21 protein-coding genes and 1 tRNA gene are annotated in these 19796 nt (G+C 71.5%); 18 read left to right on the top strand and 4 right to left on the bottom strand.

Going from position 1 to position 19796, the window contains the following annotated elements; translation table 11 throughout:
* Positions 1 to 114: 114 nt before the first annotated feature.
* From ileS to ndk, 4 genes are read left to right on the top strand one after another with little or no spacing between them, the layout of a single operon-like run.
* On the top strand, positions 115 to 3471 hold the full coding sequence (ileS, locus tag ABD998_RS03130) for an isoleucine--tRNA ligase (protein ID WP_345435830.1): 3357 nt from the start codon (positions 115 to 117) through the stop codon (positions 3469 to 3471).
* Positions 3468 to 4820 (top strand): bifunctional folylpolyglutamate synthase/dihydrofolate synthase, encoded by a 1353-nt coding sequence (locus ABD998_RS03125; RefSeq protein WP_345435828.1) that lies wholly within the window; start codon positions 3468 to 3470, stop codon positions 4818 to 4820. Before ileS ends, ABD998_RS03125 begins: the two co-directional genes overlap by 4 nt.
* The gene (locus ABD998_RS03120; RefSeq protein ID WP_345435826.1) at positions 4817 to 5209 is read left to right on the top strand and encodes a DUF4233 domain-containing protein; all 393 of its coding nucleotides are present in this window, start codon (positions 4817 to 4819) and stop codon (positions 5207 to 5209) included. The genes ABD998_RS03125 and ABD998_RS03120 overlap by 4 nt, the downstream gene beginning before the upstream one ends.
* A 27-nt stretch (positions 5210 to 5236) precedes the next feature.
* On the top strand, positions 5237 to 5653 hold the full coding sequence (gene ndk, locus ABD998_RS03115) for a nucleoside-diphosphate kinase (RefSeq protein WP_345435824.1): 417 nt from the start codon (positions 5237 to 5239) through the stop codon (positions 5651 to 5653).
* A 61-nt stretch (positions 5654 to 5714) separates the two neighbouring features.
* Here the strand turns inward: ndk and ABD998_RS03110 are convergent, their stop codons facing one another.
* Complete coding sequence (locus tag ABD998_RS03110) at positions 5715 to 6311, bottom strand: vitamin K epoxide reductase family protein (protein ID WP_345435822.1); 597 nt, start codon at positions 6309 to 6311, stop codon at positions 5715 to 5717.
* 274 nt (positions 6312 to 6585) lie between these two features.
* Here ABD998_RS03110 and ABD998_RS03105 point away from each other — a divergent pair, with 274 nt between their 5' ends.
* Positions 6586 to 8952, top strand: a complete 2367-nt coding sequence (locus ABD998_RS03105; protein WP_345435819.1) for an Rne/Rng family ribonuclease — start codon at positions 6586 to 6588, stop codon at positions 8950 to 8952.
* Between the two features lie 20 nt (positions 8953 to 8972).
* Here the strand turns inward: ABD998_RS03105 and ABD998_RS03100 are convergent, their stop codons facing one another.
* Positions 8973 to 9239 (bottom strand): DUF4031 domain-containing protein, encoded by a 267-nt coding sequence (locus ABD998_RS03100; RefSeq protein WP_345435817.1) that lies wholly within the window; start codon positions 9237 to 9239, stop codon positions 8973 to 8975.
* Positions 9240 to 9474: 235 nt separating this feature from the next.
* Here ABD998_RS03100 and rplU point away from each other — a divergent pair, with 235 nt between their 5' ends.
* The 13 genes from rplU (at position 9475) to ABD998_RS03035 (ending at position 18561) form a co-directional block, all read left to right on the top strand.
* A complete protein-coding gene (rplU, locus tag ABD998_RS03095) occupies positions 9475 to 9783 on the top strand; it encodes a 50S ribosomal protein L21 (protein WP_345436910.1) in 309 nt (102 codons plus the stop codon).
* A 17-nt stretch (positions 9784 to 9800) separates the two neighbouring features.
* Positions 9801 to 10055: a 50S ribosomal protein L27 gene (rpmA, locus tag ABD998_RS03090; RefSeq protein WP_271172004.1), complete on the top strand. Its 255-nt coding sequence runs from the start codon at positions 9801 to 9803 to the stop codon at positions 10053 to 10055.
* A gap of 101 nt (positions 10056 to 10156) precedes the next feature.
* Complete coding sequence (obgE, locus tag ABD998_RS03085) at positions 10157 to 11656, top strand: GTPase ObgE (protein ID WP_345435814.1); 1500 nt, start codon at positions 10157 to 10159, stop codon at positions 11654 to 11656.
* Entirely contained in the window at positions 11653 to 12477 is an 825-nt protein-coding gene (gene proB / locus ABD998_RS03080; protein WP_345435812.1) for a glutamate 5-kinase, read from the top strand. Before obgE ends, proB begins: the two co-directional genes overlap by 4 nt.
* Positions 12474 to 13760 carry a glutamate-5-semialdehyde dehydrogenase gene (locus tag ABD998_RS03075; RefSeq protein ID WP_345435810.1) on the top strand — a complete coding sequence of 429 codons (1287 nt, stop codon included), beginning with the start codon at positions 12474 to 12476 and terminating at the stop codon, positions 13758 to 13760. Before proB ends, ABD998_RS03075 begins: the two co-directional genes overlap by 4 nt.
* A gap of 47 nt (positions 13761 to 13807) precedes the next feature.
* Entirely contained in the window at positions 13808 to 14014 is a 207-nt protein-coding gene (locus ABD998_RS03070) for a hypothetical protein (RefSeq protein ID WP_345435808.1), read from the top strand.
* A gap of 10 nt (positions 14015 to 14024) precedes the next feature.
* A complete protein-coding gene (gene nadD / locus ABD998_RS03065) occupies positions 14025 to 14624 on the top strand; it encodes a nicotinate-nucleotide adenylyltransferase (protein WP_345435806.1) in 600 nt (199 codons plus the stop codon).
* Positions 14621 to 15613 (top strand): hypothetical protein, encoded by a 993-nt coding sequence (locus tag ABD998_RS03060; RefSeq protein ID WP_345435804.1) that lies wholly within the window; start codon positions 14621 to 14623, stop codon positions 15611 to 15613. The genes nadD and ABD998_RS03060 overlap by 4 nt, the downstream gene beginning before the upstream one ends.
* Entirely contained in the window at positions 15613 to 15987 is a 375-nt protein-coding gene (gene rsfS / locus ABD998_RS03055) for a ribosome silencing factor (protein ID WP_425562930.1), read from the top strand. Before ABD998_RS03060 ends, rsfS begins: the two co-directional genes overlap by 1 nt.
* 17 nt (positions 15988 to 16004) lie before the next feature.
* Positions 16005 to 16514, top strand: a complete 510-nt coding sequence (locus ABD998_RS03050) for a hypothetical protein (RefSeq protein WP_345435802.1) — start codon at positions 16005 to 16007, stop codon at positions 16512 to 16514.
* Positions 16515 to 16609: 95 nt separating this feature from the next.
* A tRNA-Ala gene (locus ABD998_RS03045) sits at positions 16610 to 16685 on the top strand.
* 79 nt (positions 16686 to 16764) lie between these two features.
* On the top strand, positions 16765 to 18240 hold the full coding sequence (locus ABD998_RS03040) for an MATE family efflux transporter (RefSeq protein ID WP_345435800.1): 1476 nt from the start codon (positions 16765 to 16767) through the stop codon (positions 18238 to 18240).
* A 27-nt stretch (positions 18241 to 18267) separates the two neighbouring features.
* Positions 18268 to 18561, top strand: coding sequence for an Rdx family protein (locus tag ABD998_RS03035; RefSeq protein WP_345435798.1), 294 nt, complete (start codon positions 18268 to 18270; stop codon positions 18559 to 18561).
* 6 nt (positions 18562 to 18567) lie between these two features.
* Here the strand turns inward: ABD998_RS03035 and ABD998_RS03030 are convergent, their stop codons facing one another.
* Entirely contained in the window at positions 18568 to 19581 is a 1014-nt protein-coding gene (locus ABD998_RS03030; RefSeq protein ID WP_345435796.1) for a YihY/virulence factor BrkB family protein, read from the bottom strand.
* 1 nt (position 19582) lies between these two features.
* A complete protein-coding gene (locus ABD998_RS03025; RefSeq protein ID WP_345435794.1) occupies positions 19583 to 19786 on the bottom strand; it encodes a multidrug transporter in 204 nt (67 codons plus the stop codon).
* Positions 19787 to 19796: the final 10 nt, after the last annotated feature.

Here is a 19796-nt window from a genome sequence, read left to right as displayed (position 1 = left end):
ACAGCCGCAGTGAGAGAGGCGCCGCGTGCGGCGCAACGCGGGGTGGTACCGCGGCCCTGCCGGGCGATCGGCAGCGGGTCGTCCTCGCAGTCCCTACGGAACTGCTGGAGTGAGATGACCTACCCGAAGTCCTCGTTCGGACCCGCCGCCGAGCCCCTCGTGCCGAGCCCGCGGTTCCCCGACGTCGAGCGCGACGTGCTCGCGTTCTGGGAGGCGGATGACACCTTCCGGGCATCGATCGCGCAGCGCGACGGTGCCGAGGAGTGGGTGTTCTACGACGGCCCGCCCTTCGCGAACGGCCTGCCCCATTACGGCCATCTGCTCACGGGATACGCGAAGGACCTCTTCCCGCGCTTCCAGACCATGCGCGGAAAGAAGGTCGACCGGGTGTTCGGCTGGGACACCCACGGCCTTCCCGCCGAGCTGGAGGCGATGAAGCAGCTCGGCATCACAGAGAAGGACGAGATCCTCGCGATGGGCGTGGACACGTTCAACGCGAAGGCTCGGGAGTCCGTGCTCGCCTACACGCGCGAGTGGCGCGACTACGTCACGCGTCAGGCGCGCTGGGTCGACTTCGACCGCGGGTACAAGACGCTCGACACGACCTTCATGGAGAGCGTGCTCTGGGCGTTCAAGAGCCTCTACGACAAGGGACTCGCCTACGAGGGCTATCGCGTGCTTCCCTACTGCTGGCGCGATCAGACCCCGCTCTCCACGCACGAGCTGCGCATGGACGACGACGTCTACAAGATGCGCCAGGACCCGTCCGTGACGGTCTCGTTCCCCCTCGTGGGCGAGAAGGCCGCCGCTCTCGGGCTGGAGGGAGTCCGCGCGCTCGCCTGGACGACGACCCCGTGGACGCTGCCGACCAACATGGCGCTCGCGGTGGGGCCGGCGATCGTCTACGCCGTCGTGCCCGCAGGGCCCGGCGGCGTCGCGGAAGGCGCCGAGGGCGCCGAGTTCCTCCTCGCGGAGGAGCTCCTCGGCGGCTACGCGAAGGACCTCGGCTACGACGACGCCGATGCCGCGCGCGCGGCCGTCCGAACGCGCGTGACGGGGGAGGACCTGCGCGACGTCTCGTACGAGCGGCTGTGGGACTACTTCGCCGACGTCGAGGAGTGGGGGACGGCCGGTGCCTGGCGCATCCTCGTCGACGACTACGTGACGACGGGAGACGGCACGGGCGTCGTGCATCAGGCCCCCGCGTACGGCGAGGACGACAAGCGCCTGGCCGACGCCGCCGGCATCCCCACGATCGTGTCGCTGGGCGACGACGGCCGCTTCCTCGCCACCGTGCCCGACGTCGCGGGAGAGCTGTGGCTCGACGCCAACACGCCGCTCGTGCGCCTGCTGCGCCAGAACGGCCGGCTTCTGCGCCTGCAGTCGTACGAGCACTCCTACCCGCACTGCTGGCGGTGCCGCAACCCGCTCATCTACAAGGCCGTGTCGAGCTGGTTCATCCGCGTCACCGAGGTCAAGGACCGCCTCGTCGAGCTCAACGAGCAGATCACGTGGGCTCCGGAGAACGTCAAGCACGGCCAGTTCGGCAAGTGGGTCGAGGGCGCGCGCGACTGGTCGATCAGCCGCAACCGGTTCTGGGGCTCGCCCATTCCGGTCTGGAAGTCGGACGACCCCGACCACCCGCGCGTGGACGCCTACGGCTCCCTCGAGGAGCTGGAGCGCGATTTCGGGGCGCTTCCGCGCAACGAGCGGGGCGAGGTCGATCTGCACCGCCCGTACATCGACGCGCTCACGCGGCCGAACCCCGACGATCCCACGGGGCGCAGCACCATGCGGCGTATCGAGGACGTCTTCGACGTCTGGTTCGACTCCGGCTCGATGCCGTTCGCGCAGGTGCACTACCCGTTCGAGAACAAGGACTGGTTCGACTCGCACTCGCCGGCGGACTTCATCGTCGAGTACATCGGGCAGACGCGCGGATGGTTCTACGTCATGCACGTGCTCTCCGGCGCGCTGTTCGACCGCCCCGCCTTCACGGGCGTCTCGTGCCACGGCATCGTCCTCGGCAACGACGGGCAGAAGATGTCGAAGTCGCTCCGCAACTACCCCGACGTGTCGGAGGTGTTCGACCGCGACGGCTCCGACGCCATGCGGTGGTTCCTGATGTCGTCGAGCGTGCTGCGCGGGGGCAACCTCGTCGTCACGGAGGAGGGGATCCGATCGGGCGTCCGGGAGTTCCTGCTGCCGCTGTGGAACTCGTGGTACTTCTTCGCGACGTACGCCAATGCCGCCTGCGCGGGTGGCGTCGACGCCGCGGGCGGCGGGACGTCCGGGCGGGATGGCGCGGGGTACGCCGCCGAGTGGCGCACCGACTCGCGGGATGTGCTCGACCGCTACATCCTCGCGCGCACGGGCGACCTCGTCCGCGACGTGGCCGCCGACCTCGAGCAGCTCGACTCGACGACCGCATCCGAGCGGCTGCGCGACTTCGCCGAAGTGCTCACGAACTGGTACATCCGTCGCTCGCGCGACCGCTTCTGGCAGGGCGTCACCGACGACCCGCGCAGCCGGGAGGCGTTCGACACGCTCTACACCGTCCTCGAGACGCTCACGCGCGTCGCCGCGCCCCTCATCCCGCTCGTGGCGGAGCGCGTGTGGCAGGGCCTCACGGGGGGCCGCAGCGTGCACCTCGAGGACTGGCCGGACGCCGCCGATTTCGCCGACGCCGCCGACATCCGCACGGCCATGGACGCCGTCCGCGAGGCGTCGAGCGTCGCCAACGCGCTCCGCAAGAAGGAGGGGCTGCGCGTGCGCCTGCCGCTCGCGCGCCTCACCGTGGTCACGGCGGACGCGCAGGCGCTCGCCCAGTTCGAGGAGATCCTCCGGGACGAGCTCAACGTCAAGTCGGTCGAGCTCGTCGACCTGCAGGGCGACACCGCCGCGCGCTACGGCATCTCCCACCGGCTGACGGTGAACGCCCGTGCCGCGGGGCCGCGCCTCGGCAAGCAGGTGCAGCATGTCATCAAGGCCGCCAAGGCGGGCCTGTGGACGGACGAGGACGGCGTGGTGACGGCCGACGGCATCGGGCTCGAGCCGGGGGAGTACGAGCTCGCGCTCGACACCTCCGGACGCCCGGATGGCGAGGCGATCGCCACGCTCCCGTCGGGCGGATTCGTGCTCCTCGACACGGCGACGACCCCCGAGCTCGAGGCGGAGGGGCTCGCGCGCGACGTCATCCGCGCCGTGCAGGACACCCGCAAGGCCGCCGGCTTCGAGGTGAGCGACCGCATCCGTCTGACCCTGGCGTTCGCGTCCGCGGATGACGCGGCAGCCGTGCGCGCGGCCTGGGACGCCGCCGACGTGGCCGGCGAGACCCTCGCGGTCGAGCACGCGCTCGTCGACGGCTCGGACGCCGGTGCCGGCGAGCACGTCGTGACGGTCGGGGCGGGGACGTACGCGAACGCCGGCGACGTCGTCGTCTCCGTGACGCGCGTCGGGAGCGCCGCATGAGCGCCCGCGACCGTGCCGACGCCGTCTACGAGGCCCTGCTCGGACGCGCGGGGGAGCAGTGGGTGGAGCCGCGCGTGGAGCGCGTCGGCCGCATCCTCGAACTGCTCGACGACCCGCAGCGCACCTACCGGGTCGTCCACCTGACGGGCACGAACGGCAAGACGTCCACGGCGCGGATCGTGGAGAGCCTCATCCGGGCGCATGGGCTGAGGACGGGGCTCTTCACGAGCCCGCATCTCACCCGCTTCACCGAGCGCATCCTCATCGACGGCGAGCCCATCGGGGACGACGCGATCGCGGACGCATGGGAGGAGATCGAGCCGTTCGTCGGCATCGTGGATGCCGAGCTGGAGGCGCGGGGGGATGCCCGGCTGACCTTCTTCGAGCTCTTGACGGTTCTCGCGTTCACCGCGTGCGCCGACGCGCCGGTCGACGTCCTCGTCCTCGAGGTGGGGATGGGCGGGAGCTGGGACTCGACCAACACGGCGGACGGCGACGTGGCGGTGTTCACCCCGATCGACATCGACCACGTGTCGCGCCTGGGCTCGACGATCTCCGAGATCGCGGAGGTGAAGGCCGGCATCATCAAGCCCGGTGCCGCCGTCGTCGCGGCGGCGCAGCATCCCGACGCCGAGCGCGTGCTGCGCCGTGTCGCCGCCGAGAAGGGGGCGGGCATCGCGTTCGAGGGGTCCGAGTTCGCGCTCACGGACGACCGGCTCGCCGTGGGAGGGCAGCTCATCTCCGTGCGCGGCCTCGCGGGCGTGTACGACGAGGAGTACCTGCCGCTGTACGGCCGTCATCAGGGCCAGAACGCCGCGGTCGCGATCGCGGCCGTGGAGGCCCTCATCGGCGACGGGCGTCAGCCGATCGCGGGCGGCATCGTCACGGAGGCTCTCGCGCAGGTCACGTCTCCCGGACGCCTGCAGCTCGTCGGCGTCGAGCCCACGGTCGTGGTGGACGCCGCGCACAACCCGCACGGCGCCCGCGCGCTCGCGGCGGCGCTGGAGGAGTCCTTCGACTTCGACGAGTGGGGGATCGTGCTCGGGGTCCTCGACGACAAGGACGCGGCGGGCATCGTGGCGGCCCTGGCTCCCGTCGCCGCGCACGTGTTCGCCACGGCTCCCTCGTCCGACCGTGCCGCCGACGTCGAGCACCTCGCCGATCTCGTCGAGGCGGCGGGGCTGCGTGCCACTGTGCACCCCGGCCTGTACGACGCGGCCGAGGCCGCGCGCGCGTGGGCGCAGCAGGGCGAGAAGCGCGCGGTCGCGATCGTGGGCTCCGTCGTCCTCGCCGGCGAGGCGGTCGTCCTCGCCGAGGAGGACGAGTGGAAGCCGGCGGCCGGCGCATGACGTCCCCCGCGCCCCGCCAGCGCCGACCCCGCGGGCTGCCCGAGAAGGCGGGGTCGGTCGTGCTCGGCTTCGAGGCGATCATCGTCTTCCTCGCCGGCCTCGCCGTGTACGGCCTGCGCGCGCTCCCCGAGGGCGTCGCGCCGTGGTGGGCGATCGTCGCGGGCGCCGTCGTCGCCGTGCTCATGATCGCGCTGAGCGGACTGCTCCGGCACCGCTGGGCGATCGCCCTCGGCTGGGTGCTCCAGGCGGTCACGGCACTCGGCGCGATCCTCGTTCCCGCGATCCTCCTCGTGACCCTCGTGTTCGGCGGCATGTGGGCGTATGCGACGATCGGTGGGGCGCGCATCGAGCGCCGGCTCGCCGCTCAGCGGGACGCCGACGCCGCCTGACCCCTCCTTCGACAGAAAGGCAGTCCCATGGCCACCGAAGAGACCCTCGTCCTCGTCAAGCCCGACGGCGTCGCCCGCGGCCTCACCGGCGCGATCCTCGCGCGCATCGAGGCGAAGGGCTACTCGCTCGTCGACCTCAAGCTCGTCGAGCCGAGCCGCGACCTGCTCGCGCGGCACTACGCCGAGCACGAGGGCAAGCCGTTCTACGAGCCGCTCCTGGAGTTCATGCTGTCGGGGCCCGTCGTCGCGATCCGCGTCGCCGGCAACCGCGTCATCGAGGGCTTCCGCTCGCTCGCCGGCACGACCGACCCGACGACGGCGGCGCCCGGGACCATCCGCGGCGACCTCGGTCGCGACTGGGGGGTCGCCGTCCAGCAGAACCTCGTCCACGGCTCCGACAGCCCCGAGTCGGCGGAGCGCGAGCTCGCGATCTGGTTCGCCTGACGCCGGTCGACGGGGCGCCCGGCCGCGGCCGGGCGCCCCGTCGACTCTCTGCGGCGGTCCCTCAGAACAGGTAGGACAGCACGTCCAGCCGCAGCTGGGCCGCCACCGCGATCGCGACGTAGCTCAGCACGGCGAGGAGGGGCAGCCATCCCATGAGGGCGTCCGCGCCGGACCGGATCCGAGCGGGCAGCGGGAGCGCGCCGATGCGGATGCTGTGCAGCAGGACGGCGTAGAACGACGGGATGGTCACGACCCACGTCACCATGCACCACGGGCAGAGCGTTCCGATCACGAAGATGCTCTGCACGATGAGGAAGCAGACGAGACCGAAGGCGAACGTCATGCCGAGGGTGAACAGCGCCCAGAACCACCGGGAGAAGCGCGCGCCCGCGAGCACGGCCATCCCGACGACGACGGGCGCCATCCAGCCCGCCACACCGAGCAGCGGGTTCGGGAACCCGAACACGGCTCCCTGCCAGGAGTCGAGGTTGCGTGCGCACTGCACGAGCACGTTGAAATCGCAGCCGAGCGCCGCGCCCGGGTTCTCCAGGACGTGCAGCTTCTCGAGGGTGAGCGAGAAGGCGGCCCACCATCCCACGGCACCGGCGAGGACGAGCCAGACGGCGAGGGCAGTGGGGCGGGAACGGGTCTCCGGCATGCCCGGATTATCGCATCGGGCGCTGGAGCGCGCTCCCAGCGGAGCCTGCCTGGGCACGATGATCCCCGATCCGCGGCGCGGGATGAGATAATGGCCGGAACGCGCATGCCGACGGCGTCGGGATCGCGGGGAGTGACAAGACTTCGGGGCAACGGCTGCCCCGCGCGGCCAGAGCGGAATCGCCGGTCGCAAACCGATGGAGTTCGCGGTCGCGCAGTGTGCGACCGCATGAGGATCTCGGGCGGATATCCGCCCCGCAGGGAGTGCGCCAGCGATGGCTGAAGTGAACAACGACACAGACGGAACGCTCGACACCGTGGCAGACGCCGCAGGCGAGGCGGCGGAGACGACGACGAGCGGGGCCCCGGCCGACCTCGTCGAGCAGGCCGAGACCGCAGCGGCGGACGACGCTCCGCAGGCCGAGGCGCCTGGGGATGACGCTCCGCAGGCGGACACGCCCGCGGACGACGCCACGCAGGCCGGCGAGGCCGCGGCCGCCGACAGCACGCTCGCAGAGGAACAGGAGCCGGAGCCCGTGACGGCCGTCTCGCTCGGCCTCCTGCCGGCGGAGTTCGTGTCGCAGGTGACGACGGCGCTCCACTTCTACGCCCCCGAGTTCGCCGCGCTTCCGGCGCTCCCCGAGCCCGAGGCGGAGGAGCAGGTCGGCGGCCGCTCGTCGTCGTCGCGGCGCCGTCGGCGTCGCGGGGGAGAGCCCGCCGATGACGCCCCCCAGGAGGAGCGGCGCCGTCAGCGCGTCGTGGAGGTCATCACCGAGCCGCAGCGCATCAAGGGCTCGACCCGCCTCGAGGCGAAGAAGCAGCGCCGTCGGGATGGCCGGGAGGCCGGCCGGCGCCGTCCCGTCGTGACCGAGGCGGAGTTCCTCGCGCGCCGCGAGGCCGTCGACCGCCAGATGATCGTGCGCTCGAAGAACGGCCGCATCCAGATCGCCGTCCTCGAGGACGACGTGCTCGTCGAGCACTACGTCGCACGCAACCAGGACGCGTCGCTCATCGGGAACGTCTACCTGGGACGTGTGCAGAACGTGCTCCCCAGCATGGAGGCGGCGTTCGTCGACATCGGCCGCGGACGCAACGCGGTGCTCTACTCCGGCGAGGTGGACTGGGACGCCGTCGAGACGGGCAACCAGCCGCGCCGTATCGAGCTCGCGCTCAAGCAGGGCGACCGCGTGCTCGTGCAGGTCACGAAGGACCCCGTCGGCCACAAGGGCGCGCGGCTCACGAGCCAGATCTCGCTTCCCGGCCGCTACCTCGTCTACGTGCCGGGCGGTGCCATGAACGGCATCTCGCGGAAGCTGCCGGACACCGAGCGCGCACGCCTCAAGAAGATCCTCAAGAAGGTGCTGCCGGAGTCGTCGGGCGTCATCGTCCGGACCGCGGCGGAGGGCGCCACGGAGGAGCAGCTCACCCGCGACGTCAACCGACTCACGGCGCAATGGGCGCACATCACCGAGCTCGTGCAGAAGGGCAGCGCGCCGGCGCTCCTCCACAGCGAGCCCGACCTGCTCGTCAAGATCATCCGCGACGTGTTCAACGAGGACTTCACGAAGCTCCTCATCCAGGGGGACGAGGCGCAGCGCACGATCGTCGACTACCTCACGGGAGTCGCGCCCGACCTCCTCGACCGCGTCGCGCACTACGAGGGCGAGGGCGACCCCTTCGACGACTTCCGCATCACGGAGCAGATCGAGAAGGCGCTCGACCGCAAGGTGTGGCTGCCGTCGGGCGGATCGCTCGTCATCGACCGCACAGAGGCGATGACGGTCGTCGACGTCAACACGGGCAAGTTCGTCGGCTCCGGCGGCAACCTCGAGGAGACCGTCACGAAGAACAACCTCGAGGCGGCCGAGGAGATCGTGCGCCAGCTGCGTCTGCGCGACATCGGCGGGATCATCGTCGTCGACTTCATCGACATGGTGCTCGAGTCGAACCGCGACCTCGTGCTGCGCCGTCTCGTGGAGTGCCTCAGCCGCGATCGCACGAAGCACCAGGTCGCCGAGGTCACCTCTCTCGGCCTCGTGCAGATGACCCGCAAGAAGCTCGGGCTCGGTCTCCTCGAGACGTTCAGCGAGGCGTGCGAGGTGTGCGCCGGCCGCGGGGTCATCGTGCACCACGACCCCGTCGTCAAGCACCGGGCCGCCGGCGGCTCGAACGGCGGCGGCTCGAACGCCGGCGGGCGCCGCGGGCGCGGGTCGAACCCCGCCCCGGCCCAGCCGGCCCAGCCCTCGCAGCCCGCTCACGTCATCACCGACGGGGTGAAGTCCGCGCTCGCCCAGATCGCCGCGTCGACGATCGCGAAGCACGACCAGGAGCAGGAGCCCGCGGTCGACGCACCGCCGGCGCCCGTCGAGGCGCCGAAGGACCTCCTCGACATCGCGCTGCCGGAGGGGCCGCGGACGAAGGCTCCGGCCGACGACCGTGAGCGTCCCCGTCGTCCGCGCAAGAAGCGGGCCGTCGAGAAGCCGGCCTCGGTGGCTCCCGCGTCGGAGGCCGCGCACCTGCTCGACTCCGTGCTCGACGCGCTGCCCGAGCCCAAGGCGCCCGGCCAGGGACGCGCGCGGCGGCGCGTGACGACGGCCGCCCTTCCCGGCACAGCGGTGCCGGTCACCCCGTCGGCGGACTGACGGCCGCGTGCCCGCGCCGCCTACCGGCGGTCGCGGGCACGCACCCGCAGACCGGAGGCGATGAGGGCGCGCGTCAGCTCATGCGCGCTGACACGACGTGCGCCGGCCGCGGCGAGGCGGTCGACCATGTCGTCGGGGACGTCGTAATGATCCAGGTCGAACGCACGCGGCGGCACGCCGTGCGCGAGCGCGAACGCGTGCAGCTCGTCGAGGCTCTCGTCGCTCACGAGGTGCGCCCACAGCCTGCCGTGCGCCGGCCACTGGGCCGTGTCCACGAGGATCGTCACGGTGCACCAGCCTACGGCGCGACACACCCGACGCGCCGCGCGACCGCTTTTGCCGGATGCGCATCCGATCGGGTAATGTATTCGTTTGGTGCGTCCCCTGTCGCGCGCTCTCCCACTGGCGGCGCGACGAAAGTCTTGCCCGAGACGCACCTCGCACATCCGGTGCGATCCGCAAGCGAAGTCTTCCCGTGAGATTCGGAAGCCGCACGGCTTCCCCAATGAAACAGGTATGAACGTGGTTTACGCAGTTGTTCGCGCCGGTGGCCGGCAGGAGAAGGTCGAGGTCGGGACCATCGTGACGCTCGACCGCCTCAAGGCTGCCGAGGGTGAGACGATCGAGCTGCCCGCCGTCCTCTTCGTCGACGGCGACGCCGTGACGACCGACGCCGCGAAGCTGGCGAAGGTCAAGGTCACCGCCGAGGTCCTGGGCGACCTCCGCGGCCCGAAGATCGTCATCCAGAAGTTCAAGAACAAGACCGGCTACAAGAAGCGCCAGGGACACCGTCAGGACCTGACGCGCGTCAAGGTCACCGGCATCAAGTAAGCGGAAGAGGCTCAGACATGGCACACAAGAAGGGCGCAAGCTCCACCCGCAACGGCCGCGACTCGAACGCGCAGCGCCTCGGCGTCAAGCGCTTCGGCGGCCAGACCGTCAACGCCGGCGAGATCCTCGTCCGTCAGCGCGGCACGCACTTCCACCCCGGCGCCAACGTCGGCCGTGGCGGCGACGACACGCTGTTCGCGCTCGCGGCCGGGGCCGTCGAGTTCGGCACCAAGGGCGGCCGCAAGGTCGTCAACATCGTCGCCGGCGAGTAATCGCGCGGCACGCACAGCATCCGGACGGGGCGGGCTTCGGCCCGTCCCGTCCTTTCGTTACACCCACCCGTCCGCGCAGGCGGCGAGAGGCAGGAACCCCCATGGTCACGTTCGTCGACGAGGTCACGCTCCATCTGCGTGCCGGCAAGGGCGGCAACGGCTGCGTCTCGGTGCACCGGGAGAAGTTCAAGCCCCTCGGCGGCCCTGACGGCGGCAACGGCGGCGACGGCGGCGACGTCGTCCTGGTCGCCGACCCGCAGACCACGACGCTGCTCAGCTACCACCACTCGCCGCATCGTCATGCCGGGAACGGCGGGTTCGGGATGGGCGACCACCGCTCGGGAGCCCAGGGAGAGCCGTTGGAGCTCCCCGTGCCCGTCGGCACCGTCGTGAAGGCTCCCGACGGGGAGGTGCTCGTCGACCTCATCGACCCCGGCATGCGCTTCGTCGCGGCGCCCGGCGGACGGGGCGGGCTCGGAAACGCCGCCCTCGCGTCGCCCAAGCGCAAGGCCCCCGGCTTCGCCCTGCTCGGCACGCCCGGCTGGGAGGGCGACGTCGTCCTGGAGCTGAAGACGGTCGCCGACGTCGCGCTCGTGGGCTTCCCGTCGGCAGGCAAGTCGAGCCTCATCGCCGCCATCTCGGCGGCCCGGCCGAAGATCGCCGACTACCCGTTCACGACGCTGCACCCCAATCTCGGCGTCGTGCAGGCGGGGGACTTCCGCTACACCGTCGCCGACGTGCCGGGACTCATCGAGGGCGCGAGCGAGGGACGCGGGCTGGGTCTCGAGTTCCTCCGCCATGTCGAGCGCTGCACGGCGCTCGTCCACGTGCTCGACTGCGCCACGCTCGAGCCAGGACGCGACCCACTCAGCGATCTCGAGACCATCCGCCAGGAGCTCGCGAACTACCCCGTCGCCGAAGGGCAGGTCCCGCTGCTCGAACGCCCCCAGTTCGTCGTCCTCAACAAGGTCGACGTGCCGGAGGCCCACGAGCTCGCCGAGTTCGTGCGCCCGGACCTGGAGGCCCTCGGCTACCGGGTGTTCGAGATCTCGACGGTCGCGCGCCGCGGTCTCCGCGAGCTCACGTTCGCCATCGGTGAGGTCATCGACGAGCACCGTCGCACCGCTCCCGTCGAGGCTCCGCGCGAGCGCGTCGTCATCCGTCCCCGTGGTGCGGAGAAGGACTTCACGATCCGCGTCGACGGCGGAACCTACGGCAACGTCTACCACGTGCTCGGCGAGAAACCGGTGCGCTGGGTGCAGCAGACCGACTTCCAGAACGAGGAGGCGGTCGGCTTCCTCGCCGACCGGCTCGAGAAGCTCGGCGTGGAGAAGGAGCTGTTCCGCTTGGGGGCGGTGGCGGGATCCACCGTCGTGATCGGCGAGGAGGGCATCGTGTTCGACTGGGAGCCCTCGATCGCCTCCGCCGCGGAGCTCATCCAGTCGCCTCGCGGCCTGGATTCCCGTCTCGACCCGAACAGCCGTCGCACCACCTCGGAACGCCGCGAGCGCTACCACGCCCGTCAGGACGCACGCACGGTCGAGAGGGCTCTCGAGGAGGAGCGCCGCCTCGCGCGCCTCGACGAGGACGAGTCCCGGTGACCGCGAAGGACCGCGCGTCGATCGCGGGGGCGAAGCGCATCGTCGTCAAGGTCGGCTCCTCGTCGATCAGCGGCGACGCCGCGTGGCGCATCCCCGTTCTCGTGGAGGCCCTCGCCGCAGCGCATGGGCGGGGCGTCGAGGTCCTGCTCGTCTCCTCCGGCGCGATCGCCACGGGGATGCCTTTCCTCGCGCTGGACTCGCGCCCGAACGACCTCGCCACGCAGCAGGCGGCGGCGGCGGTCGGCCAGAACATCCTCGTCTACCGCTACCAGGAGGCGCTGCGCCCCTTCGAGATCGTGGCCGGCCAGGTGCTCCTCACCGCGAGCGACATGGAGGACCCGACCCATCGGAGCAACGCGCGTCGAGCGGTCGAGCGGCTGCTCGGACTGCGGATCCTCCCCATCATCAACGAGAACGACACCGTCGCCACGCACGAGATCCGGTTCGGCGACAACGACCGCCTCGCGGCGCTCGTCGCCCGTCTCGTCGGCGCGGATGCGCTCGTGCTGCTGAGCGACATCACGGCGCTCTACACGCGCCCGCCGGGGGAGCCGGGCGCGGAGCCCATCGACCTCGTCGAGGCGGACGACGACCTGTCGACGTACGCGTTCGGCTCGAAGGTCGTCAACAGCGTGGGGACGGGCGGCGCCGCGACGAAGGCGTCGGCGGCGCGACTGGCGTCGTCAGCGGGCATCGGCACGCTCGTGACGAGTGCCGATCTCGTGGGCGAGGCACTCTCGGGCGCCCCGATCGGCACATGGTTCGTCCCGGCCGACGTGCGGGTCTCCGCCACGGGCGCCATCGCTACACTGAGGGGATGACCGCCGACGCCCTTCTCGCCTCCGTGACGACGCAGACCGACACGCCCGAGGACCGGCTCAGGCGTGCGAAGACGGCGTCCCGCGCCATCGCCAGGCTGACGAGCGACGAGAAGGCCGCCGTGCTGCACGCGATCGCCGACGCCCTCGTGTCGGATGCGGAGCGGATCATCGCGGCGAACGCGGACGACCTGCGCCGCGGCGAGACGGACGGCATCGGCGCGTCGCTGCTCGACCGCCTGCGGCTCGACGGTGCGCGCATCGACGGGCTCGCGGGCGCCGTCCGCCAGGTGGCGTCGCTACCCGATCCCGTGGGCGAGCTCGTGCGCGGGCAGCGGATGTACAACGGAGTGATGCTGGAGCAGCGTCGCGTGCCGTTCGGCGTCGTCGGCGCGATCTACGAGGCGCGTCCCAATGTGACCGTGGACATCGCCGCCATCGCGCTGCAGGCGGGCAATGCGGTCGTGCTGCGCGGAGGGAGCGCAGCGCGCTCGTCGAACGAGGTGCTCGTCGACGTCATGCGCCGCTCGCTCGCCGCGCACGGCGTCGACGCAGAGGCCATCCAGACGGTCGACGACTTCGGCCGCGACGGCGCACGAGCCCTCATGCACGGCCGCGGTCTCGTCGACGTGCTCGTGCCGCGCGGGTCGGCCGGACTCATCGAGACGGTGGTGACGGAGTCGACCGTCCCCGTCATCGAGACAGGCGCCGGCAATGTGCACATCGTCCTCGACGCCTCCGCTCCCGACGACTGGGCGCGCGACATCGTGGTGAACGCGAAGGTGCAGCGGCCCAGCGTGTGCAATGCGGCCGAGACCGTGCTCGTGGTCCGGGAGGGCGCCGCCCGCCTCGTCGCGCCCGTCGTCGAGGCGCTGCAGCGCGAGGGCGTCACGGTGCACGGCGACGAGGCCGTCGCCTCGCTCGCGGGCGGCGTCGTGCCCGCGACGGAGGAGGACTGGGCGACCGAGTACCTCAGCCTCGACATCGCCATGCGCGTCGTGGACTCCCTCGACGACGCGATGGAGCACATCCGCGCCTACAGCACGGGGCACACGGAGTCGATCGTGACGGCCGATGTGCGCAACGCCGAGCGGTTCCTCGCCGAGGTCGACTCGGCGGCCGTGTTCGCCAATGCGTCCACGCGCTTCACCGACGGCGGCGAGTTCGGCTTCGGCGCCGAGGTCGGCATCTCGACGCAGAAGCTGCACGCGCGCGGGCCGATGGGGTTGCCGGAGCTCACGAGCACCAAGTGGGTCGGGCGTGGCTCCGGTCAGGTGCGGGGCTGACGGTAAGCTGGAACGGTTCGCCCCGATCCGCGCACGGAAGGCCCCCCATGCATCTCGCTCCCGCCATCGCGACGCTCGCCGCCGAGTCCGAGCACCACGGCAACGTCGCGCTCGAGACCCTTCCGTACGGGATCGTGGCGTTCGCCATCTTCTGCGTGCTCGGTCTCGTCGGCGCCTCCTACCGCAACGTGGCCAACCGCCACGCCGACCGCACCGACCGCGCGGGACACGGCGAGGCCGGACACGGCCACTAGGCATTCGTCCGTGACGACGACGACGCGCCCGCCGCGCATCGGCGTGATGGGCGGGACATTCGATCCCATCCATCATGGCCACCTCGTCGCGGCGAGCGAGGTCGCGACGTCGTTCGACCTCGACGAGGTCGTCTTCGTCCCGACCGGCCAGCCGTGGCAGAAGGACCGCGTGTCTGCGGCCCAGGCGCGCTACGAGATGACCGTCATCGCGACGGCGTCGAATCCGAGGTTCACGGTGAGCCGCGTCGACATCGACCGCGGCGGTCTGACGTACACGGTCGACACGCTCCGGGATCTCCAGGCGGAGCGCCCCGACGCCGAGCTGTTCTTCATCTCGGGAGCGGACGCCGTGGCGCAGATTCTCAGCTGGCGCGACCATGATGAGCTGTGGGATCTCGCCCACTTCGTGGCGGTGTCGCGCCCCGGGCACGTGCTCAGCACGGATGGCCTTCCGGGCGGCGTCGTCAGCCAGCTCGAGATCCCGGCGCTGGCGATCTCGAGCACGGATTGCCGAGACCGCGTCAAGCGCGATCTTCCCGTCTGGTACCTCGTTCCGGACGGCGTGGTGCAGTACATCGCGAAGCATCATCTGTATCGGAGCACTCCATGAGCACATCAGACGGTCGTCCGCTCACACGACGTCAACTGCGTGAGCTGCGTCACACCGGTCAGACGCCGATCATCGCGGACGACTCCGGCTCGGCACAGAGCGTCGAGCCCGAGCCCGTCGTCGAGCCCGAGCCCGTCGTCGAGCCCGAGCCGGCCGTCGAGCCCGAGCCCGTCGTCGAGCCCGAGCCGGCCGTCGAGCCCGAGCCCGTCGTCGAGCCCGAGCCGGTCGAGCCCGCCCCCTCCGAACCGCAGCTCACGCGCCGTCAGCTGCGCGAGCAGGAGCGCCTGCGCACGAACGCTATGCCGCTCGTGACAGCCGTGCCCGTTCCCGACGTCGCGGAGGGCGACGACGGCAGCCGACCCGTCGTGGAGGCCGAGCTCATCGAGGCGCCCGTCGCGCTCGCCGACGCGGTCTCCGCTCCGGATCCGGCTCCCGCTCCGCGGGCCGATGCGCCCTCCGACGCGCCGGCCGCCGAAGCGGTCCAGGACGCCCCCGTCGTGCACGCCGATTTCGGCGCCAACGTCGACGAGGCCGCCGTGACGGACGCCCCCGCCTCCTTCGATCAGCTGCTCACGCACCCGCAGGAGTCGAGCGGGTCGTCGTCCGCGCCGTCCGCGCTCATCCTCGACGAGATCCCGGCGACGGCCGCGCTGAACGCCCCGATCACGGCGACGGGGGAGCTGCTCATCACGAGCTCCCACAAGCTCCCCGAGGGCTTCGGCTCGAGCGGTGCCGCACGCGGGACGACGGACGGCCGCGAGGTCGACGCCGTGCTCATCGACGGCGAGATCCCGCTCGCCTCCTCGCCCACTCCGATCGCCGCGAGCAACGCGGTGTCGACCTCGAAGAGCCCGGGCGAGGTCATCCGGCCTCCGGCTCCCGAGAAGAACCACAAGCTCATCCTGACGCTCGGCATCACCGCGGGAGGCCTCGGCATCGTCGTGGTCGCGGCCGTCATCGTCGCCTACACCACGGGAGTCTTCGGCTGATGGCCACACAGACATCCATCGACATGCTCCAGATCGCGGCCGCGGCCGCCGACGCCACCGGTGCGGAGGACCTCGTCGCGCTCGACGTGTCAGAGCCGCTGCCGCTCGTCGACATCTTCCTCCTCGCCACGGGGCGCAGCGAGCGCAACGTCGCCGCCATCGCCGACGAGATCGAGGACAAGCTGCACGAAGCGGGGCACAAGCGCCTCCGCCGCGAGGGACGATCCGAGTCGCGGTGGGTCCTCCTCGACTTCGGCGATCTCGTCGTCCACGTCTTCCACCAGGAGGAGCGGTCGTTCTACGCGCTCGAACGCCTCTGGAAGGACTGCCCGGTCGTGCCGATCGATCTCCCGGCCGCCCGCTCGGTCGACTGACGCGAGCGGGACCCGCCATGGCGCACGTCGAGCCGGACGCCCGGATGCGGGAGGCGCGCGCCGCGCACCTCAAGGAGCGCATCTACATCACGTTCGCCGCGCTGGCGGTCGTCCTCGCACTGCGCGCGCACGGGCACGTCGAGCCGTGGGACGCGCTCGCGACGCTCGCCGTGACGGTCACGGGCGCCCTCTTCGCGGTCTTCACGGCGGAGGTGCTCGCCCATCTCGTCGTCCACGCGCGGATGCTCGACCGTCATGAGCTGCGGCAGCTGTGCGCGTCGACCTTCGGGGCCTTCGGCGTGATCGTCGTGCCCGTCATCGTCCTCGTGCTGTCCGGGATCGGCGTCGTCGAGGTCGACACGGCGCTGGTCGTCTCGATCGTGGTGCTCCTGCTCTCGCTCGTCCTCATCGGCTTCCTCGCCGTCCGCCGCATCCGGATGGCGTGGTGGCAGCGTCTCGTCGTGCTCGCCGCCGAGGCGGGGCTCGGACTCGTCGTCATCGGCCTGCAGGTCCTCGCCCACGGCTGAGTCGCGACGCGCCCGGCGGACGCCGCCGATTTCATCGGCCGGAAACCCTCGTGTAAGCTAAAGGAGTTGTCCGGGGCTCGCCCCGAACGGCGTCTGGGCCTGTGGCGCAGCTGGTAGCGCACCTGCATGGCATGCAGGGGGTCAGGGGTTCGAGTCCCCTCAGGTCCACCAAGAACCCCCGGTTGAACCGGGGGTTTTTCGCATCCCCGATCGGCCGGGCCACCGGCCCCGTCTCCTCAGCGGAATCCTCATGGCCTCCTCACTCACCACGGGCAGCCCGTGGCGCGTCATCCTGACCTTCACCATCCCGCTCCTCCTGGGCAACGTCGCCCAGCAGCTGTACCAGTTCGCCGACACGGTCGTCGTCGGGCGGCGACTCGGCGTCGACGCCCTCGCAGCTGTCGGCGCCACCGGCCCGCTGCTGTTCCTCCTCCTGGGCTTCGCGTGGGGCCTGACGTCCGGTTTCGCCATCCCGACCGCGCAGGCGTACGGCGCACGCGATGACGACGCCGTCCGCCGGTCCGTCGCCTCCGGCGTCATCCTCACGGGGATCGCGAGCCTCGTGCTGACGGTCGTCGCGCCCCTCGTCGCGCGCCCGGGACTCGAGCTGCTGCAGACGCCCGCCGATCTCCTCGACGATGCGACCGTGTTCACGCAGGTGAGCTTCCTCGGCGCCGCGGCGACGATGTTCTTCAACCAGCTCTCCGGCATCATCCGTGCGATCGGCGACTCGCGCACGCCCCTCGTCTTCCTCGCGCTGGCGTGCGGACTGAACATCGCGCTCGTCATCCTCATGGTCGGACCCCTCGCCTGGGGCGTGGCGGGAGCCGCCCTCGCGACCGTCGTCTCGCAGGCCGTGTCGGTGGCACTCTGCCTGCTGTACGTGTGGCACCGCGTGCCCGTGCTCATCGTGCGCGGCGCGCAGTGGCGCGTCTCGCGCTCCGACCTCGCCGAGCACCTTCGTCTCGGGCTGCCCATGGGCTTCCAGGCGTCGATCATCGCGATCGGCACGCTCACGGTGCAGGTCGCCCTCAACACGCTCGGCTCCGATGCGGTGGCGGCGTACACGACGGCCTCGCGCGTCGACAGCCTCGCTCTGGCGTTCCTGCAGTCGCTCGGGCTCGCGGTGTCCATGTACACGGCGCAGAACCTCGGCGGAGGACGCCCCGACCGTATCCGCCGCGGCGTCGTGCAGTCTGTCTGGATGGCCGTGGCCGGCGCGGTCGTGCTCGGAGGGGTGCTGGTGGCCTTCGGCGCATCGATCGTGCGCGTGTTCGTGGGGGAGGGGTCGGATGACGTCGTCGAGCAGGCGCATCTCATGCTCGTCGTCAACGGCGTCACGTACACGTTCCTCGGCGTGCTCTTCGTGCTCCGCGGTGCGCTGCAGGGGCTCGGGCAGACGGTCGTGCCCACGTTGACGGGTGTCGTCGAGCTCGTCGCGCGCGTCTTCGCCGCGGTCGCGCTGGGGGCGGCGCTCGGGTTCGTCGGGGTGGCGGCGAGCAACCCGCTCGCCTGGCTGGCGGCGCTCTTCATCCTCGTCCCCGCGTACGTCCGCGCGCACCGGAGGCTCGCTTCCCGGCCGATCGCGGCGCAGGTGGCCACGGAGACGACGCCCATCGCCGTCATCGGCCCGACGGATGGATCGATGGTCGTGGATGCCGTCGTCACGGCGCCCGTCCCCGTGGTGGGGGCCCGCCGACGGCCGCTGTCGCGACGGCGGCGCTGAGGCGGACGGGTGTGGCATCCTGACGGAATGGCCCGACCCCGCATCGTCATCACCTACTGCACGCAGTGCCGCTGGCTGCTCCGCGCCCAGTGGTATGCCGGCGAGCTGCTGCAGACCTTCGAGGCAGAGGCGGGGGAGGTGGCCCTCGTCCCCGCGACGGGCGGCGTGTTCCGCATCGACGTCGACGACGTGCACCTGTGGAACCGCAAGCGGGACGGCGGGTTCCCCGAGATCACCGACCTCAAGCGCCGCGTGAGGGACCTCATCGCCCCCGGTAAGCCCCTCGGGCACGCCGACCGCGTGGCGGACGCGCAGACCTGACCGCGCTCAGCGGGCGTTCCGTCGGACCTCGCCCGACAGCCGCTTCTCCTCGCGCTCGGTGCGCGCCTTGCGGAGGATCCGGCGGGCGTCGCGCATCGGCAGCTGGATGTCCTCCTCGGCGGGCAGCCCGGCCTGCAGCTCGCGTGCGCGCTCGAGCTCGGCATCGACCTCGGCGCCGAACAGCAGCGCCATGTTCGCGATCCACATCCACAGCAGGCCGACGACGACTCCGGCGAATGACCCGTACAGCCGCTCGTAGTCGGCGAGGTCGGAGGCGTACACCGCGAAGCCCGCCGACGCCGCGGCGAGCACGACGATCGCGAAGAGCGCGCCGATGCTCACCCAGCGGAACCGCGGCCGCCGCGCGTTCGGACCGGTGTGGTAGAGGATCGCGACGATGACGACGACGATCGCGAGGAGGAACGGCCAGCGGGCGATCCGCCAGACGAGCACACCCGTGTCGCCCGCGCCGACGATGTCGCCGATCGCCCGTGCGACGGGCGTCGAGATCGCCGCGCCCGCGAGCCCGAGCGCCGCGAGCAGGGAGCAGATGAGCGTGACGCCGAGCTGGTGCAGCTTCAGCGACACGACGGGGCGGCCCTCCTCGCGCCCCCAGATGCCGTTCATCGTGCGCGAGAACGCGCCCACGTACCGTGATGCCGACCACAGGGCGATCGCGAGGCCCGCGGCGAGAACCCACGGAGCGGAGTCGGAGGCGGCGATCTCGAGGATCGGCTCGCGCACGGCCTCCTCCGCGCGCGGGGCCACGTCGCCGAGCACGGCGAGGACCAGCTGCGCGGCCTCGTCGTCCTGGCCGACGACGCCCAGCAGCGACAGCGCCGCGACCAGCCCGGGGAAGAGCGCGAGGACGCTGTAGAAGGTGAGCGCCGCGGCGGCGTCAGGACACGCGTCCGTGAGGAAGCCGCGCGCGGCTCGACGCAGCGCGAGCCACCACGCCTCGCGGTGGAGGTCGGACGGCGATCGGGGTGCCTTCCCGGTGCCGTCCCCCTCCTTCGTCACGTCAGTCCTCGTCGGAGGGCTCGGCCGCTTCGCCGGGGTAGCCGAACCCCGGGCGCACGGCAGCGTCCTCGCGGACGTCGATGCGCGTGACGCCGTCGTGCTCCGTGACGTCGATGCGCGGCGCCGCATCCTCCTCGACGGCGTCGGGCGCCGAGGTGAGCTGGTCGTGCCGCTTCTCGGCGTCGGTCATGTCGTCTCGTCCCATGATCGGATCC

Origin of the sequence: Microbacterium gilvum (genome assembly GCF_039543865.1) — a bacterium.
Taxonomy (GTDB): domain Bacteria; phylum Actinomycetota; class Actinomycetes; order Actinomycetales; family Microbacteriaceae; genus Microbacterium; species Microbacterium gilvum.
The sequence above is the reverse complement of the archived record's forward strand: the minus strand, read 5'-3'. Positions and strand labels throughout refer to the sequence as shown.

Excerpts from the sequence above, each read along its gene's own strand:
- ileS (WP_345435830.1), top strand. The coding sequence starts at position 115 with ATGACCTACCCGAAGTCCTCGTTCGGACCCGCCGCCGAGCCCCTCGTG.
- ABD998_RS03125 (WP_345435828.1), top strand. The coding sequence starts at position 3,468 with ATGAGCGCCCGCGACCGTGCCGACGCCGTCTACGAGGCCCTGCTCGGA.
- ABD998_RS03120 (WP_345435826.1), top strand. The coding sequence starts at position 4,817 with ATGACGTCCCCCGCGCCCCGCCAGCGCCGACCCCGCGGGCTGCCCGAG.
- ndk (WP_345435824.1), top strand. The coding sequence starts at position 5,237 with ATGGCCACCGAAGAGACCCTCGTCCTCGTCAAGCCCGACGGCGTCGCC.
- ABD998_RS03110 (WP_345435822.1), bottom strand. The coding sequence starts at position 6,311 with ATGCCGGAGACCCGTTCCCGCCCCACTGCCCTCGCCGTCTGGCTCGTC.
- ABD998_RS03105 (WP_345435819.1), top strand. The coding sequence starts at position 6,586 with ATGGCTGAAGTGAACAACGACACAGACGGAACGCTCGACACCGTGGCA.
- rpmA (WP_271172004.1), top strand. The coding sequence starts at position 9,801 with ATGGCACACAAGAAGGGCGCAAGCTCCACCCGCAACGGCCGCGACTCG.
- obgE (WP_345435814.1), top strand. The coding sequence starts at position 10,157 with ATGGTCACGTTCGTCGACGAGGTCACGCTCCATCTGCGTGCCGGCAAG.
- ABD998_RS03075 (WP_345435810.1), top strand. The coding sequence starts at position 12,474 with ATGACCGCCGACGCCCTTCTCGCCTCCGTGACGACGCAGACCGACACG.
- ABD998_RS03070 (WP_345435808.1), top strand. The coding sequence starts at position 13,808 with ATGCATCTCGCTCCCGCCATCGCGACGCTCGCCGCCGAGTCCGAGCAC.
- ABD998_RS03060 (WP_345435804.1), top strand. The coding sequence starts at position 14,621 with ATGAGCACATCAGACGGTCGTCCGCTCACACGACGTCAACTGCGTGAG.
- rsfS (WP_425562930.1), top strand. The coding sequence starts at position 15,613 with ATGGCCACACAGACATCCATCGACATGCTCCAGATCGCGGCCGCGGCC.
- ABD998_RS03050 (WP_345435802.1), top strand. The coding sequence starts at position 16,005 with ATGGCGCACGTCGAGCCGGACGCCCGGATGCGGGAGGCGCGCGCCGCG.
- ABD998_RS03040 (WP_345435800.1), top strand. The coding sequence starts at position 16,765 with ATGGCCTCCTCACTCACCACGGGCAGCCCGTGGCGCGTCATCCTGACC.
- ABD998_RS03035 (WP_345435798.1), top strand. The coding sequence starts at position 18,268 with ATGGCCCGACCCCGCATCGTCATCACCTACTGCACGCAGTGCCGCTGG.
- ABD998_RS03025 (WP_345435794.1), bottom strand. The coding sequence starts at position 19,786 with ATGGGACGAGACGACATGACCGACGCCGAGAAGCGGCACGACCAGCTC.